The 15,887-nt window shown below is 64.8% G+C and carries 12 protein-coding genes; 3 read left to right on the top strand and 9 right to left on the bottom strand.

Going from position 1 to position 15,887, the window contains the following annotated elements; genetic code table 11:
- Positions 1–138: 138 nt before the first annotated feature.
- Entirely contained in the window at positions 139–2,481 is a 2,343-nt protein-coding gene (locus ACK6AU_RS28280; protein ID WP_409302824.1) for a putative bifunctional diguanylate cyclase/phosphodiesterase, read from the top strand.
- Positions 2,482–2,515: 34 nt separating this feature from the next.
- Here ACK6AU_RS28280 and ACK6AU_RS28275 read toward each other — a convergent pair whose 3' ends face one another.
- Complete coding sequence (locus ACK6AU_RS28275) at positions 2,516–2,947, bottom strand: HEAT repeat domain-containing protein (protein WP_185698537.1); 432 nt, start codon at positions 2,945–2,947, stop codon at positions 2,516–2,518.
- A 59-nt stretch (positions 2,948–3,006) separates the two neighbouring features.
- Positions 3,007–3,624 (bottom strand): response regulator transcription factor, encoded by a 618-nt coding sequence (locus tag ACK6AU_RS28270; RefSeq protein ID WP_185698536.1) that lies wholly within the window; start codon positions 3,622–3,624, stop codon positions 3,007–3,009.
- A 141-nt stretch (positions 3,625–3,765) separates the two neighbouring features.
- Here ACK6AU_RS28270 and ACK6AU_RS28265 point away from each other — a divergent pair, with 141 nt between their 5' ends.
- Positions 3,766–5,424 (top strand): hybrid sensor histidine kinase/response regulator, encoded by a 1,659-nt coding sequence (locus ACK6AU_RS28265; RefSeq protein ID WP_185698535.1) that lies wholly within the window; start codon positions 3,766–3,768, stop codon positions 5,422–5,424.
- Here the strand turns inward: ACK6AU_RS28265 and ACK6AU_RS28260 are convergent.
- The 6 genes from ACK6AU_RS28260 to ACK6AU_RS28235 form a co-directional block, all read right to left on the bottom strand.
- Positions 5,402–6,049: a carboxypeptidase-like regulatory domain-containing protein gene (locus ACK6AU_RS28260; protein ID WP_185698534.1), complete on the bottom strand. Its 648-nt coding sequence runs from the start codon at positions 6,047–6,049 to the stop codon at positions 5,402–5,404. The genes ACK6AU_RS28265 and ACK6AU_RS28260 overlap by 23 nt on opposite strands.
- A gap of 85 nt (positions 6,050–6,134) precedes the next feature.
- Positions 6,135–6,428 (bottom strand): hypothetical protein, encoded by a 294-nt coding sequence (locus ACK6AU_RS28255; RefSeq protein ID WP_185698533.1) that lies wholly within the window; start codon positions 6,426–6,428, stop codon positions 6,135–6,137.
- 176 nt (positions 6,429–6,604) lie between these two features.
- On the bottom strand, positions 6,605–6,865 hold the full coding sequence (locus ACK6AU_RS28250; protein ID WP_022640657.1) for a hypothetical protein: 261 nt from the start codon (positions 6,863–6,865) through the stop codon (positions 6,605–6,607).
- Positions 6,866–7,215: 350 nt separating this feature from the next.
- Positions 7,216–9,636: a glucose/quinate/shikimate family membrane-bound PQQ-dependent dehydrogenase gene (locus ACK6AU_RS28245; protein ID WP_185698531.1), complete on the bottom strand. Its 2,421-nt coding sequence runs from the start codon at positions 9,634–9,636 to the stop codon at positions 7,216–7,218.
- Positions 9,637–9,754: 118 nt separating this feature from the next.
- Positions 9,755–11,110, bottom strand: coding sequence for a carbohydrate porin (locus ACK6AU_RS28240; protein ID WP_185698530.1), 1,356 nt, complete (start codon positions 11,108–11,110; stop codon positions 9,755–9,757).
- Between the two features lie 219 nt (positions 11,111–11,329).
- On the bottom strand, positions 11,330–12,532 hold the full coding sequence (locus tag ACK6AU_RS28235) for a benzoate/H(+) symporter BenE family transporter (protein WP_185698529.1): 1,203 nt from the start codon (positions 12,530–12,532) through the stop codon (positions 11,330–11,332).
- Between the two features lie 315 nt (positions 12,533–12,847).
- Here ACK6AU_RS28235 and ACK6AU_RS28230 point away from each other — a divergent pair, with 315 nt between their 5' ends.
- Entirely contained in the window at positions 12,848–14,236 is a 1,389-nt protein-coding gene (locus ACK6AU_RS28230; protein WP_185698528.1) for a PLP-dependent aminotransferase family protein, read from the top strand.
- A gap of 30 nt (positions 14,237–14,266) precedes the next feature.
- Here ACK6AU_RS28230 and ACK6AU_RS28225 read toward each other — a convergent pair.
- Positions 14,267–15,887: TonB-dependent receptor (locus ACK6AU_RS28225; RefSeq protein WP_409302819.1), on the bottom strand; the 1,621-nt coding region annotated here is incomplete at its 5' end.

The following is a 15,887-nucleotide window of genomic DNA, read 5'->3' as shown; positions in this document are numbered from 1 at the left end:
ACGCCATTTATTTGACGGCCATGTTCAGCTTCTCAGAGGGATGGGTATGAAGAACGGATTTTTCAGCGCCCGGCGGCAGCTAGCCGCATTGTCGTTTCCTGGATCCTGCCGGCAACCGGAGTTGTCGAGAGCAGCCTCATGAGGTGGCGTCGAACCTTCCAGGCAAGGATCGTCGGGGTACTGGCACTGTTGCTCCTGGTGCTGATCGCCGCGGTGTATTTCGCGGTCAAGGCCGCCACTACCCAGGCGGTGGAGCGCCAGGCGCAATTGCAGTTGAAGACCGGCACCCGGGTCTTCGAACGTTTGCTGGATTCTCGCGGGCGCAACCTGCAATACGGCATCGACTGGCTGGTGGGGGATGCCGAGTTTCGCCGCGCGGTGATCAGCGGCAGGCCGGTGGATATCCTCGCGGCCCTGGCCCAGCACCGGGGTGGCATTCGCTCCAGCGAGATGTTCGTCCTGTCCCCGGAAGGCCGGGTCATCGCCAGTACCCTGCCAGCCATCGGTCGCGACCAGGCCTTCCCCTATGACCAGGCGTTGCGTCGGGCCCTGCGCCACGACATCCACATGCTGCTGGTGGCGATCCAGGACCGGCCCTACCTGCTGGTCCAGGGTGAAGTGCTCGAGCCGTTGCCGATCGCCCGGGTGGTCATGGGGTTTCCCATGGACGAGTCCTTCGCCCAGGAACTGCGCTCGATGAGCAACCTCGAGGTCTCGTTCCTGGCGGTGGACGGACAACGCTCCGGCGAGTTGTTCAGCACCCAGCCGGAGGTGTTCTGGTCGGCCATCATCAACATCTTGCATGACTCGTTGTGGCAACCGTTGCCGCAGTTGAGCGAACTCCATGGTCAGCGCTTCCTCAACCAGGCGCTGCAATTGGCCAATACCGACGACGAAGGCGACCCACGGGTCATGGCCCTGCTGCAGAGCCCCATGGAGCAGGCCCTGGAAGCCTTCGCACCGTTGGACCGGGAGTTCTTGTGGATCGCCGGCGTGGCGCTAATCGCATCGCTGTTCTGCGCCTTGTTGATGGCGCGCTGGGTGGCCCGGCCTCTGGAGGACCTGGCCCAGGCGGCCCGGCGCATCGGTTCCGGCAATTACCAGGCGCCGGTAGCGATCAAGCGCAGCGATGAGTTCGGAGTGCTGACCGATGCCTTCAACGCGATGCAGAGCGCCATCGCCACCCGCGAGCGACAACTGGCCCATAACGCCCTGCACGACCCACTGACCGGGTTGCCCAACCGGGTCCTGGCCATCGAGCGTTTGAGCAAGGCCATTGCCGAGCGGCGCAACGTGGTGCTGCTGTACCTGGGGATCGACAATTACCGGGCGATCAACGAAGGCTTCGGTGCCGAAGGCCTGGAGCAGATGTTGGGCGAGCTCAGCTGGCGCTTGCGGGAAGTGTTGTCCCAGGGCGATACGGCGGCGCGCATCACCTCCAGCGAGTTCCTGCTGTTGCTGGAGAACACCGAGCTCACTGGCGCCATCGCCATGGCCGACCGGCTCCATGGCCTGCTCAGCCGGCCGCAGCTGATCCAGGGCGATGAAGTCAGATTGCAGATCTGCGTGGGGGTGGCGGTGTACCCGGCCGATGGCCAGTCGGCCGAAGAGCTGATCAGCCGTGCGGCCATCGCCCGCCACGACGCCTCGCTCAAGCCGGGTTACCTGCAGGTCTACCAGCAGGACCGCGACCTGGCCCATCAGCGGCAGATCAGCCTGATTCGCGACTTGCGACGTGCCGCCGCCGAGGGCGAGCTGTTCCTGTTGTTCCAGCCCAAACTGGACCTGCGCCGGGATTACCTGCACCAGGCCGAAGCCCTGTTGCGCTGGCAGCACCCGGTGTTCGGCGTGGTGCCCCCGGCGGAATTCATTCCCCTGGCCGAGCGTACCGGCAGCATGCACAGCCTGACGACCTGGGTCATCGAGGCCTGCATCCGCCAGTTGGCCGAATGGAATCGCCGGGCCCTGCCGGTGCGCCTGTCATTGAACATTTCGGCCCGGGATCTGGAAGACAGCGGCCTGGTGGACCGGGTCAGCCAGTGCCTGGACCGTTATCAGGTGGTGGCCGAGCAACTGGTCTTCGAGATCACCGAAAGCGCCATCATGCGTCATCCGGAAGAATCCCTGGCGGTACTCCAGCGCCTGCGTGGCTGTGGCATCAGCCTGTCGGTGGATGACTTCGGCACCGGCTACTCGTCCCTGGCGCAATTGCAGCGCCTGCCGGTGCAGGAGCTGAAGATCGACCAGTCGTTCATCCGTAATCTGGACGAAACCAGTGGGGATGCGGTGATCGTGCGCTCGACCATTGAAATGAGCCACAAGCTGGGGCTCAAGGTGGTGGCCGAGGGGGTGGAGTTCGAGCATTGCCTGAGGCTGCTGGAGAACTGGGGGTGCGATACCGTACAGGGTTACCTGATCAGCCGACCGCTGATTACCGAAGCCTTCGAACGCTGGTTGCTCAAGGCACGGGTCTCGAGCTGAAGGCCGGGGGCTGACTCTGCCATCGTCCGGCGGATCAACAGGGAGCGGTCTCGGCCTTGGCCAGCAGGCTGTGCAGCTCGGGTTCGACCTGGTCTTCGGGGAGCTGGGCCATGACCTCGCGGACGGGCAATGCATAGCGTCGTTCGATGACTATTTCCGCCCAGTCCAGTTCATAGATCGCCATGATCCGCACATCCAGGTACGGCGACTCTTCCAGCAGGCGTTTCAGCAGCTCGATGGCTTGCGGGCTGCGCAGTTCCCCCAGGGCGGCGGCGCAGCGTTGCTGCCAGTACTCGGGCTGATCCAGGAGCATCGCGTCAAGGCGTTGCCATTGCGTTGGGGTAAAGGCCCGCAGCACGCCCTTGCCCACATGCTCGGTGATGTATTCGTTCCAGTTGGTGGATTCGCTGTCGCCGATCCAGCGTTGCAATTGTTCGAGCATGTCTTCGGGTACTGCGGTGTGCATGTTTTCTCCAGCGTAGCCGCCAGGCCTGGGCACATCGGGTCGGTGGGGCAATGGGCGGTTCAGCCGTTGCCGGCGAACTTCACTGCCGCCGCGGCCCGGGAGGGCACCTTCAGGGCGTGCAGCAGCGACGAGACGTGGATGCGCACGGTGAACGGCGAGATGTCCAGTTCCCGGGCGATTTCCTTGTTGGTCTTGCCCTGGGCGATCAGGCGCAGCACTTCCTGCTGACGGGTGGTGAGGGCGCTGAGTTCGGTGCAGGCATCCAGGGGCAGCAGCAGGCCGGAGGGCGCGTACTTGACCACCACCTCGCCCTGGCGGATGTCGAGGATCGCCTGGGCGATCTCCTCGGGGCAGATGTTCTTGCCGATGAAACCGTCGGCGCCGGCGGCCATGACTTCACTGATCAGGTCCTGATTGTCGACCATCGACACCACGATGATCGAGGTCCTGGGCAGTTGCCGGCGCAACTCGGCGATCATGCTCACCGAGGTCAGCCCGGGAAAGCGCAGGTCGAGGATCAGCGAGTCCGGCTCCTCGCCATTGCCGGCCAGGGCCTGCACGGCCGCCAGGTCGCCGGCTTCTTCGAGGACCGCCTCGGGCAGCAGGCGCTGGACGGTGCGCAGCATGCCCTCGCGAAACAGGGGATGGTCGTCGGCGACGATGATCCTGCATGTCATGTCTTGAAGCTCCTTGAAACAATCAGTCCTGGGGCCATGCTACCTTGGCAGGTCGGCACTGTACCTGCCCGCTGGTCGTGTCCGATACCACGTATTGCCAGCGAGGCACCGTGCCGGTGTCCCGAACAAGGAGTCGGTTGCATGAAAGTCGAAAAGGACAGTGAGCTCGACCAGGCCACGTTGCGCATCATCGTCGCCAGTTGCGCGCTGGTCTACGTGATCATCACCAGTTGCCTGCCGGGGCAGGATTTCGACACCTACCTGCCGGTGATCATCTACATCATCGTCTTCACCCTGGTATCCATCGGGCTGCGCATGGCCATCGCCCGCTGGCCGGGGCATTACCCGGCCCGGCGAATCCTGGGGATCATCTACGACTACACCGGCACCTGCTTCGGCCTGGTGGTGGGTGGCGAGGGCGCCCTGCCCATCTATGCGGTGATGGTCTGGGTCAACCTGGGCAACGGCATGCGCTTCGGTTCGCGCTACCTGGCCATCGCCACCGTCCTGGCGCTGTTCGCGTTGTTCATGGTCTACCTGCTGACCCCGTACTGGCGAAGCCACCCCTACATGGTGCTGATGCTGATGGTCACCAGTACCGTGATCCCGATCTATGCCCATATCCTGCTCAAGCGCACCCGACTCGCCTCCGAGCAAGCCATTGCCGCCAACCTGGAAAAATCGCGTTTCCTGGCCCAGGCCAGCCATGACCTGCGCCAGCCGATCCACTCCATCGGCCTGTTCACTGCCTGCCTGCGCGAGGCCAACCTCGGCCAGGAGGAGCGGCGCCTGGTGGACAACATCGACCGTTCGCTGCTCAACGTGTCGCAGTTGTTCCGCTCCATCCTGGATCTCTACACCCTGGACAACGGGCGTGTGCAACCCAAGCACGAAACCGTGCACCTGGGGCAGTTGCTGCGTGACCTGATACGGCAGAACGCCGAGGCGGCGCGCTGGGCCGGGGTCGAGCTGCGGCTGCGGCCGTGCAACCACTGGGTACGCATCGATCCCGGGTTGCTGGCGACCATGGTGCAGAACGTTTTGTCCAACTGCTTCAAGTATGCGCCGCAGGGACCCGTGCTGATTGGCGTGCGCCGCCGTGGCCAGGGCCTGGCCATCGAGATCCACGACCGTGGGCGGGGCATCGCCGAAGAGCACCTGCCGCGGATCTTCGAAGAGTTCTACCGGGTCCGCCAGTTGCGCGACAAGGACGTCGAAGGCGTGGGCCTGGGGTTGTCCATCGTCAAGCGCCTGGGGCATCTGGTGGACCTGGAGGTGCGCCTGCGCTCGCGGGTCGGCCATGGCACCAGCGTGACCCTGTCGGGCCTGCAACCGGCCGCGCCGCAGCAGTTGCGGCGCCACGACGAGGCGTTGCAGAACGGCCTGCTGAGCGGATTGCGGGTGTGCCTGGTGGAGGATGACCGCAACGTGCTGCTGGCGACTTCGGCACTGCTGGAGCGCTGGGGCTGCGTGGTCCAGGCCGAGGCCTCGGCCGAGGAGCTGGTCACCGATTGCGACATCATCGTCGCCGACTATGACCTGGGCACTCGGCTCTCGGGCATCGAGTGCATCGATAACATCCGCCAGCAGCGGGGCTGGGAAGTGCCGGCGCTGATCATCACCGGCCACGATGTCGAGAAGATCCATGCCGCGCTGCACGATCGCAACATCGCCATCCTGTCCAAGCCGGTGCGGCCGGTGGAACTGCGCGCCACCTTGCGCGCCCTGCGCGAGACGCCGATGGCGGCCCCTCAAAAGAGCGCGGTGGCAGGAGCCGCTACCAGGTCCGGCATGGGATGAGCAGGGGGTAGTTGGTCATGGTCAGCTTCTTGTTCTCGCCACTGGCGAGTTCGACGAAGTCATCCAGCATGCCCGAGTACGAAGAGATCGAGCTGCGCTCGGTGTAGTAGTGAGTGGTCACCGGCCCATAGTTGGTGTTGCTCTGGCCAGTGCCCACGTACTCGTTCCAGCGGCTGGTGCCGTACACCATGTCCTGGCCCTGGACGAAGTACCGGCCCGGTTGCAGACCGGTGAACTGGAAGATGCCGTTGCCGTCGGTGCGGGTCACCCGGTGCACGGCCACGGCCTCGGGGACCATGCTCACCGGTGCGCCTTCGGGTTGGGACGCGCGCAACTTGTGCCAGGCCTGCAGGTGCGGGGTGACCGGGTAGAGATAGATCTTGACGTCGCGGCTGTCCTCGATGCCGTCGTTGCCGACGATGCAGAACTTGCCGGTGAGGGTGGCCGTGCCCGGTTGCAGGGCCGCGCGTGCGGCCTGGGTGTCGAAGGGGACGTCGGGGTATTGCACGGTGGGGATCTTCACCGATGGGTATTCGTCCAGGGTTCGTCCCTGGCGCGGGGCGCAGGCGCTCAGGGCACAGGCGAGCAGCACCGTACCGGTGACCATGATTAGGCGGGATGTCATGACGGAGGGACCTTTGCAGGGAGTCGTGCGTTCGCGCGGCATAGCCCTGTGTCGGGGCTCGTCGCGAGTTTCCGGGATGGTCGCTTTATTCCTTGTTGCACTCGGCGGGCATCGAGATCACCCCGCCCATGCTGGCAAAGGCAACCATGCCGCCGGAGGCCAGCACGCAGTTGTAGCCACCGGCGCTGGTGTTGGCGGTGAAGTAGGTCTGGCTGTTGTCGCTGCGTACATTCGAGACGCTGGTCACGTTCTTGCCGATGGTGAGTTGGGCGCGGTTCTTCAGGTCGTCGTTGCTGGGGCTGGCGACGGCGCAGCCGGCGAGCGCGACTACCAGGCCGCTGAGCAGGGTGAAGGAACGGACGTTGGGATGGAGTTTCATGATGACGCTTCCTTGGTGTTGTAGTTTCTTTCCACGGCGCAGCCGTCCCCCGCACCGCAGGACGGCGGTGGTGGTGGGAACGAGGTGGTTGGCCAAAACTATAGCGTCGGGGGAGGGGGAGGGTCGATTAGCACAGATGGGCTAATGTCCCTTTGCAATTACGCAGGTTGGCAGGGTCAATCGGCCAGTTGTTCCTGCAGGCGGCGGCCCAGTACATCCAGCAAGTCGCAGCCATCACGCAAGGGGATGACGCACAGTTGGGCGAAGTCCTGGAGTAATTGCGGATTGCCACCGAGGTGGTCCTGGCTGGCGATGCTTTCCAGCAGCTGGGTCGCGGCACGGATACGGTGGATGGCCGCTTCGTGCAGGGCATCCAGCGGGGCCTGGGTGTCCACCAGCAGGGCGGGGATGTCGTAGTCGTTGCTGGTGAGAGGCATGAAGCGCCTGGGGGAGTGTGGGGTGTCGTCGTCCATTGCCTGGGGCCTGCCCGGTGATCCTGCCGACCTTAAAGGCAGGTGGTCGCAGGGAACAAGGTGATGCTGTTCTCTGTGAGCTGTAGGACTTTTCAAAACCCATGGCCGTAGCCGCTGCCGAGCTTGTGAGGCTGCGCCAAGGCCCGTAGGGCCTTCCTGTGTCTGCGTCCGCTGCGCGGCCCTACGCAGCCTGCGGCAGCGGCTACACGAAGCAGCTCTGACTCGGTGGTAGCTATTACACGAAGGCATGTGAGGGCGAGCACAAAAAAAGGCGGCTACCCGCAGGTAGCCGCCTTTTCAGTTGCTGTCAGGGGTTATTCCGACAGTTTGTAGGCAATGATGTAGTCGCCCATCTTGGTGCCCAGGGAGCCGTGGCCGCCCACGACCACCAGCACGTACTGCTTGCCATCCTTGCCGGTGTAGCTCATCGGCGTGGCCTGGCCGCCGGCTGGCAGGCGGGATTTCCACAGCTCCTTGCCGTTCTTCACGTCATAGCCACGGATGTACTGGTCCAGGGTGCCGCTGAGGAAGCCCACGCCGCCGGCGGTGACCATGGAACCGCCCATGCTCGGTACGCCCATCGGCAGGCCGATCGGGATCGGCGAGCTGTCACGGCTGGTGCCGTTCTTGTGCTTCCACACCACCTTGTTGGTGGTCAGGTCGATGCCGGCGACGTAGCCCCAGGCCGGCGCCTGGCAAGGCACGCCGAGCGGCGACATGAACGGATGCATGATCACTGCATAAGGAGCGCCGGTGTTGGGTTGTACGCCCGAGGTCTCGCTTTCGCGCTTGCTGCCGGCGGCCACTTCGGCGCGCGGCACCAGCTTGGACACGAAGGCCATGTAGTTCGGGCTGGTGAACAGCAGCTGGCGTACCGGATCCAGCGAGACGCTGCCCCAGTTGAACACGCCGACGTTACCCGGATAGACCAGGCTGCCCTGCACCGATGGCGGGGTGTACTGGCCGTCATAGCGCAGCTCCTTGAACTGGATGCGGCACAGCATCTGGTCGAACGGAGTGGCGCCCCACATGGCTTTTTCATCCAGTGGCGGGTTCAGCAGGTTCAGGTCCGAGCGAGCCTGGGTCGGCGCGGTATGGTCGCCTTCCACGGCACCGGTCGGCGCCGGGATCTCGCGGATCGGCACGATCGGGGTGCCGTCGCGACGGTCCAGCACATACAGGCTGCCTTGCTTGGTCGGCTGGATCAGCGCCGGCTTGATGCCGTCCGCGGTCTTCATGTCCAGCAGGGTTGGCTGGCTGCCCACGTCCATGTCCCACAGGTCGTGGTGGGTGAACTGGTAGTTCCAGCGCAGCTTGCCGGTATCGATATCCAGGGCCACGGTGCCGGCGCTGAACTTCTCGGCGCCCGCGCTGCGGTTGCCGCCCCATTGGTCGGGCATCTGGTTGCCCAGTGGCAGGTAGACCAGGCCCAGTTTCTCGTCGACGCTGGCCAGGGACCACATGTTCGGCGAGTTGCGAGTGTAGGTCTTGCCTTCAGGCAGCGGCGTGGTTTCGTCGGGGTTGCCCGAGTCCCAGTTCCAGACCAGGTGGCCGTCGTGCACGTCGAAGGCACGGATGACCCCGGACGGCTCGTTGGTCGACTCGTTATCGGTCACGTGACCGCCGATGATCACCAGGTTGCGGGTGATGGCCGCCGGCGAGGTGGAGTAGTAGCCACCGGGAGTGAACGGGCCGATGCCGGCCTTGAGGTCCACGGCGCCCTTGTTGCCGAAGTCTTCGCAGACCTTGCCGGTGTCGGCGTTGATGGCGATCAGGCGCGCGTCGGCGGTTGGCAGGAACAGGCGGCGTGGGCAACTGGTGGCGATGGCCTGGCCGGCGGGGGACAGCGGTGCCGGACGGCTGATGGCGTCGGAGTTCTGGTAGTTGGCTTCGTCGTAGTACGACACGCCACGGCAGGTCATGTGGGCCCAGCCACGGAAGTCGTCACCGTTGGGGCCTTGGATCTGCGGGTCGAAACGCCAGATTTCCTTGCCGGTATCCGGGTCCAGCGCCAGTACCTTGCTGTGGGCGGTGCAGGCATAGAGCATGCCGTTGGCCTTGAGCGGAGTGTTCTGGTTGGTGATTTCCACCGGGTCCTTGGCGGTCGGCATGTCGCCGGTGCGGATGCGCCAGGCTTCCTGCAGCTTGCCCAGGTTGGCCGGAGTGATCTGCTTGAGCGGCGAGTAGCGGTCCCCGAATTCGGTACGGCCGTAGGCCTGCCAGTCGCCATCCGGTATGGCCGGTGCGGTACTGGCCATGTCCGCGCTGTCACGGCCCAGGTCGCCGGAGATTTCCCCGGGGTTGGTGAACTGGCTGCCGATGGCGGCGCCACCCGCCAGGACCACGGCCACGCTCAGGGCGGCGGTGCCCATGGGGGCCGGGCCATCACGCAGCAGTGGGCGACGGAACCAGGGCAGCAGCAAGACCACGCCCAGGGCGAACCACAACGACAGGCGCGGTACCAGTTGCCACCAGTCCAGGCCGATTTCCCACAGCGACCAGAGGGTGCTGGCGAACAGCACCAGCGCATACAGGCCCAGTGCCGCGCGTTTGCCGGCCAGCAACAGCAGGCCGGTCAGCGTCAGGCCGATACCGGCCAGGACGTAGTACAGCGAGCCGCCGAGCATGCTCAGCTTGATCCCCCCGGCCAGCAAGGCCAGGCCCATTAGCAGCAGCAAGATCCCGAGCAGGCTTGGTAGCAAGCGGCTCGGGCTCGAAGCGCCCTCTGTGCTCATAGTGTGGTTCTCCGTGACGTTAAGAATGTACCCGCGCATGTTCACTGTAGATGACGTTCAGGCGCGGGCTTGGTTCAGCAGGAAAGTGGATGGCGCCGGCTTTTTTTGCCGGCGGGCCTCAGAACGAACTCTGCAGCTTGATGCCGCCGATCAGCGCGTCGTCCACCTGGTTCACGCCGCCGGGGTGGCGGATGTATTGCAGGTTGGGGCGCACGGTCAGCCAGTTGGCCAGGTGCACGCCGTAGTACAGCTCGGCGCTGTACTCGGTGTCCTGGGGCGGCAAGTAGCCCGGGTTGTCGTAGTCGTACAGCGCGCGGGCCTGGTTGCTGGCCTGGGCGTTCTTGCGGTAGGCCGGGTTGACATGGACCCGGGCCAGGGCGAAGCCGATATCGTCCTTGGCCCGGGCGTCGAACGGCCCCTTGTAGACCAGGCCAGCCTGGACGTAGTTGTCGATGGCGTTGGTCTTCTTGTCATGGGCGGTGACGTTGGCGAACAGGCTCAGGCCCCGGGACTGGTCGCTGGCCAGGCTGGTGATCTGCTGTTGCACGCCCAGCCACAGGCCGTGCTTGCTCGAACTGCTGCGGTAGGCCTCACCGGTCAGCGCGGCGGGCTGGCCATTGCGGTCTTTATAGGTGTCGGTGGCCTTGGCGCTGCTGTAGTAGTAGCCGGCGCGGTATTCCCCGGGCAGGCCATTGAGCCGTGGAGTCCAGACCAGCTCCACCGGCAGCAGGGTGCCCTGGGTGCCGCTGCCGCTGAGCTTGAAGCCGTTGTCGCGGTCCAGGTTCGAAGGGTTCTGCTCGTAGGCGCCAACCTGGGCATAGAGCTCGGGGGTCAGGTGGTACTTGATGCGCAGGGCCCACTGGCTGACCGGCCAGTTGTACCAGACGCTGCCAGCCCAGTTGCCCACTTGCGAGCCGCAGAACGCCAGGTTCTGGAAGTCGCAGGGGAAGCTGTTGAAGTCTTCGCCCTGGCCGAAGCGACCGGCCTTGATGTCCAGCTTCTGGTCGAAGAACTTCTGCTGGTACCACATCTGGGTCAGGCGCCAGGTCTGGCCGCGACCCCAGACTTCCTGGGCCGAGGTGAAACCGCCGACCCGTGGGTCGTTGATCCGGTCGTTGCTGATGTTGTCGCCATTGCGCTTGGTCACGGTCAGCTGGAACTCGGCATCGTGCCAGCCGAGGATCTTCTGCAGGTCCAGGTGGCTGCCGAAGGCGAACTGGTCGCTGTAGCGTGCGGTGCGGTCATGGTCGTAGCCACCGCGCAGGTTGGCGCCCATCTCGCCGACATAGTCGATCTTGAAGTCGTAGCCCTGCCTGGCCAGTTCCGTGCGGGTGCCGTTCCAGTCGCCGAGCATCCAGGGCGAGTCGCTGTCGAAGGCCGGCGTGGCTTGGGCGCAAGCGGCAAAACCCAGGGCGCCGAGGAAGGCGGCTGGTGTCAGGACAGCGCTATCTTTTGCGCGCTGAGAAAGAGGCATAGGCATTCGAATAAGGTCTTTTTCTAGGAATAGGCAAAACAAGGGCAGGGCACGCGACCTGGACCGCTATCGGTCGAGGCGCCAGGCCGCTGTTTTCAAAAGGAAAGTGAAGCGTTTCAGCTTCGGGTGCGAAGAATAAAGCGCCCTCTCTGCAAGAGAAAGCGCTTTTATCGACATGAACCGTTTCGGATTCGGTAACAGTCGTTCGGGTTTTGCCGCTCAGCGTGATGGGGACGGTTGCGCCACGGCAGCCTTGTGCCGGGTATGGCCGAGGACGAAGTACGCCACCAGGCCGAAGATCAAGCCCCAGAATGCCGCGGCCAGGCCCAGGAAGCTCATGCCCGAGGCGGTGACCAGGAAGGTGATCAGCGCCGCTTCACGTTGCTGGTCGTCGGCCATGGCGCCGCTCAGGCCGGTGCTGATGGCGCCGAACAGGGCGAGGCCGGCCAGGGCGGCGATCAACTCCTTGGGCAGGGCGCCGAAGACCGAGGCCAGGGTGGCGCCGAACACCCCCATGAGCAGGTAGAACAAGCCGCAGGCAATGCCGGCGATGTAGCGTTTCTCGGGTTGCTCGTGGGCTTCACGGCCTGTGCAGATGGCCGCGGTGATGGCCGCCAGGTTGATGCCATGGGAACCGAAGGGCGCCAGCAGCGCCGAGGTGATGGCGGTCCAGGACACGATCGAGCGGGCCGGGGTGGTATAGCCGGAACTGCGCATGACCGCCATGCCGGGTACGTATTGCCCGGTGAGGGTCACCAGGGCCAGGGGCAGGCCGATATTGACGATGGCCTGCCAATCCCACTGTGGGGCGATGAAGATCGGCTCGGCCACGGCCAGGGTGATGGCCCCCAGGTTGAATTCGCCCAGGGCCGCGGCTATGCAACAGCCCACCAGCAACACGGCGGGGATCGCGTAGCGCGGCGACCAGCGCTTGCCCAGCAGATAGGTGGCGAGCATTGCCAGCACCAGCACCGGTTGCAGGCTGAGCGAGGTGAACAGGCCGGCGCCGAAGCGGAACAGGATGCCCGCCAGCATCGCGGCGGCGATGGCCTTGGGCAGGCGGGCCATGAGCTTGTCGAAGGCGCCGCTGAGGCCGAGCACGGCGATGATCAGCGACGCAACGATGTAGGCGCCGATGGCCTGGGGCAACGATACCGTTGGCAGCATCGACACCAGCAGCGCGGCGCCTGGGGTGGACCAGGCAGTGATGACCGGTACTTTCAGGCGCCAGCTCAGCAGCAGGCCGGTCAGGCCGCTGCCGATGGAAATGGCCCAGATCCAGGACGAGACCTGGTCATCGGGCATATGGGCTTCGCGGGCGGCCTGGAACACGATGATCAGGGGGCCGGCGTAGGAAATGATCACGGCGATCAAGCCGGCGACCACGGCGGAGAGGGACAGGTCCTTGCTGAAGTTGTGCATGGCATCTCGACTGGTGGAGGGTGGGTGATTGAGTCGATCGTTATAGGCGTATTTCAGTGTATTTCAGAAAATTGAATCGATTCAATTGGATTGATGCAATCATGCTTTGATACAGAGCTTTGTTTTTGGATTTTTTCTTATAAATAATTGTTTATTAAGGATTTTATTGATTGAAAATACTTTTATGAACATTCCTTTGGAAGGAGTCGAGCCTGGTGATTGAATCAATTTGCCGATTGATTCGATAGGCGGCTGGGCGGCGGCCCTGTGCTATGCTGCGCCGCATTTCAATGCAGCCGATGGTCACCAGCCTCCATGTGGGTTCCCCAGTTAAGCGAGTTCAATCAGCCGGTCTACCTGTCCATCGCCGATGCCCTGCAGCGGGATATCGGCAGTGGCCTGCTCAAGGAGGGTGAGCGCCTGCCGACCCTGCGCGAGCTGGCGGTGACCCTGAACGTTACCCCCGGCACCATCAATCGGGCCTACGGCGAAGCCCAGCGCCGCGGCCTGGTGCAGGGCGAGGTGGGGCGTGGCACCTACGTGCTGGGGCGCGCGCCGTTGGCGTTGGCGGAGGGCGCAGCCGGGCCGTCGTTATCCCTGGGCCAGTCCGAGGCCCTGGACCTGTCGCTGATCAAGCCCTACAGCGAAACCCTGGAGTACTGGCTGCGCGGCGCCCTGGTGGACATGGCCCGCAGCAGCGATTTCGGCCGGGCCCTGGACTATGCCCCCGACGGCGGCCATCCGGCCCACCGCGAGGCCGGGGCGCAGTGGCTGCGGCATTCGCTGCCCGAGGCCCAGTGGCAACAGGTGGTGATCACCTCCGGCGCGCAGCACGGGCTGATGGTCGCCATCAGCGCCTTGAGCAATGCCGGTGACCTGGTGCTCTGCGAGTCCCTGGCTTACCCGGGCATCCTCTCGGTGGCCCATGGCCTGGAGCGACGCTTGCGGGGCGTGGCCATGGACGAGGAGGGGATACTGCCCGAAGCCCTGCGCGAGCAGTGCCTGCGGGAGAAACCGGCGTTGCTGGTGTGTGTCGCCAGTTGCCAGAACCCCACCACGGCGATCATGTCGCCGGGGCGCCGGGCGCAGATTGCGGCACTGGCCGAAGAGTTCGATTTTTTGCTGGTCGACGACGATATCTACGGTTTTCTCGCCACCGATCCGCAGATCAAGCCGCTATCGGCCTATGCGCCGGAGCGTTCGGTGTACCTCACCAGCCTGTCCAAGGCGATCATGCCGGCCCTGCGGGTCGGCTACCTGTACAGCCCGCCCAAGCTGCTGTCGCGCTTGAGCGCGATGGTCCGCAGCAGCGTGTGGATGCCCTCGCCGCTGACCGCGCAACTGGCCAGCAATGTGCTGGTCGAGGGGCTGGACCGCAAGCTGGTAGAGACCCAGCGCAGCGAGGCGGCGGCGCGCCAGGCGATTGCCCGGGAAGTGTTCGCCGGTTTCGAGTTCCGGACCCAGCCCCACAGCTACCACCTGTGGTTGACCTTGCCGCAGCCCTGGACCGCCGATGAGTTCGCCACCCTGGCCCGGGCCAATGGCGTGCTGGTGATGAGCGGCACGCAGTTCCAGGTGGAGCGCGATGCCACCTGCCGCCAGGTGCGGGTGGTGTTGATGTCGCCCACCACCCGCGACGAGTTGCGCTTTGCCCTGACCCAACTGGCCAGCCTGGTCGACACCGACCCGCGGCGCTATCGCTGAGCTCCGGGCGGGGCGCTGGCTGGCCGGGCCCTAGAAGGTGGTGCGCAGGCCCACTTCCACACTGCGCCCGGCCGCTGGGGCGATATCCCGCAGGATCGAACTGGCGTAGCGCACGGTCTGGTTGGTCAGGTTCTCGCCCTTGACGAAGGCCAGCCACTGGCTGCTGCCGATGTCGAAGCGATATCCGGCGCTGGCTCCCAGGGTGGTGTAGCCATCGGTGCCGCTTTCGTTGTCCGGCACCCGGCCTTGGTTGGCGGCGCGTTGCACGTCCAGGCGGGCCTGCCAGCGGTCCAGTTCCCACAGCAGGCCGCTGTTCAAGCGCAGGGGGGCGATACGCGGCAGGTCCTGGCCGTTGTCCAGGTTCCTGGCCCGGGTGTAGTCGCCGGACAGCTCCAGGGCGAACTTGCCATAGGCGTTCTCTCCCAGGGTCCAGCGATCCTGGGCTTCGATTCCGGTGAAGCGCGCCCGCACGCCGGAGTAGGCGTACTCCGGGATACCCGCCGGATCTTCCTCGCCCTCGTCGTTGCGCATGCGACCGGTGCCCAGCAGGCCGATGTAGTTGGAGAAATGGCTGTAGAACACCCCGACGCTGCCTTTATGCACGCCGTTGTCGAAGCGCAGGGCCAGGTCGCTGGAGACGGCCTTTTCCTTGGACAGCTTGGCATTGCCCACTTCGTAGGTGCCGGTGGCGACGTGGGCGCCGTTGGCATACAGCTCGTAGAAGGTCGGCGCGCGTTCGGTGTAGCCCAGGGTGGCGGCCAGGGACCAGACCGGAGTCAGGGTGTAGATCGCGCCCGAGGACAGGCTGCCGGCAGTGAAACTGCTGGATTTGTCGGCCTGGGCGAAGCGTTCGTTGCCCTTGCCATCCGGGTCCACGACGGTGTGTTCCAGGCGGCCGCCCAGGCTGAACTTCAGGCGATCCGTGGCTTGCAGCTCCTCGAGGATGAACAGCGCGCCGCTGTTGGTATCGGTTTTCGGGACAAAGGCTTCCTCGCCCAGGGCCGAGAATTCATTGCGGTTGAACTGGGCCCCGACCACCCCTTCGAGCGGGCCGATAGGCAGGTGCCGGGCCTCGACCCGGGCTTCATAACCCTTATTCTTGAAGGTGGTGCCGGTTTCGCCGCCTTCGATCTCGCGGTGTTCGTAGTCGGTATAACCGGCATTGAACTTCAGCGAACTGAAAGGGCCTTGCAGGTTGCGCAGCTCGGAAGCGAAGGCGTAGTGGTCCTGCTTCATGCGGATGCGTACGTCCTGCTCGGCGGGGGAACCGTAGTTGGAGTCGTAGTGGCTGTAGGACAAGCCGGCGTAGCCGTCGTCCCAGGTATAGGACCCGCCGATGGCGCCACCGCCCTGGCGGCCGTCGCTGTTGCCCAGGCGGCCTTTCTTGGCGTCCCCGTCTTCGCTTGCCGGAGCATGGCGGCCGCGGGCGTAACCGGGGATCTTCAGGTCGTTGAACTGCCGCGAGTTGGCGTCCAGGTGCAGGGCGAAGGTGCCGTTGCCGGCTTCCAGCTTGCCGGCGCTGCTGCGGGTGGTGTCGGCACCGCCGTAGCGCAATTCGCCGGCACCGTGGATGCCCTCGATGGCTTCGGTGGGGATGCGGTTATCGCAGCTGTTGATCACCCCCCCGATGGCGTTGCCGCCGGAGAGCCGG

Source organism: Pseudomonas sp. KCJK8993, assembly GCF_046230915.1.
In the GTDB taxonomy this organism is placed as follows: Bacteria; Pseudomonadota; Gammaproteobacteria; order Pseudomonadales; family Pseudomonadaceae; genus Aquipseudomonas; species Aquipseudomonas piscis.
This window is presented reverse-complemented; position numbering and strand designations above follow the sequence as displayed.

What these genes read in the sequence shown, in the direction of transcription:
- ACK6AU_RS28230 (WP_185698528.1), top strand. Translation starts at nt 12,848, where the DNA reads ATGTGGGTTCCCCAGTTAAGCGAGTTCAATCAGCCGGTCTACCTGTCC.
- ACK6AU_RS28250 (WP_022640657.1), bottom strand. Translation starts at nt 6,865, where the DNA reads ATGCCTCTCACCAGCAACGACTACGACATCCCCGCCCTGCTGGTGGAC.
- ACK6AU_RS28265 (WP_185698535.1), top strand. Translation starts at nt 3,766, where the DNA reads ATGAAAGTCGAAAAGGACAGTGAGCTCGACCAGGCCACGTTGCGCATC.
- ACK6AU_RS28270 (WP_185698536.1), bottom strand. Translation starts at nt 3,624, where the DNA reads ATGACATGCAGGATCATCGTCGCCGACGACCATCCCCTGTTTCGCGAG.
- ACK6AU_RS28280 (WP_409302824.1), top strand. Translation starts at nt 139, where the DNA reads ATGAGGTGGCGTCGAACCTTCCAGGCAAGGATCGTCGGGGTACTGGCA.
- ACK6AU_RS28235 (WP_185698529.1), bottom strand. Translation starts at nt 12,532, where the DNA reads ATGCACAACTTCAGCAAGGACCTGTCCCTCTCCGCCGTGGTCGCCGGC.
- ACK6AU_RS28255 (WP_185698533.1), bottom strand. Translation starts at nt 6,428, where the DNA reads ATGAAACTCCATCCCAACGTCCGTTCCTTCACCCTGCTCAGCGGCCTG.
- ACK6AU_RS28240 (WP_185698530.1), bottom strand. Translation starts at nt 11,110, where the DNA reads ATGCCTCTTTCTCAGCGCGCAAAAGATAGCGCTGTCCTGACACCAGCC.
- ACK6AU_RS28260 (WP_185698534.1), bottom strand. Translation starts at nt 6,049, where the DNA reads ATGACATCCCGCCTAATCATGGTCACCGGTACGGTGCTGCTCGCCTGT.
- ACK6AU_RS28245 (WP_185698531.1), bottom strand. Translation starts at nt 9,636, where the DNA reads ATGAGCACAGAGGGCGCTTCGAGCCCGAGCCGCTTGCTACCAAGCCTG.
- ACK6AU_RS28275 (WP_185698537.1), bottom strand. Translation starts at nt 2,947, where the DNA reads ATGCACACCGCAGTACCCGAAGACATGCTCGAACAATTGCAACGCTGG.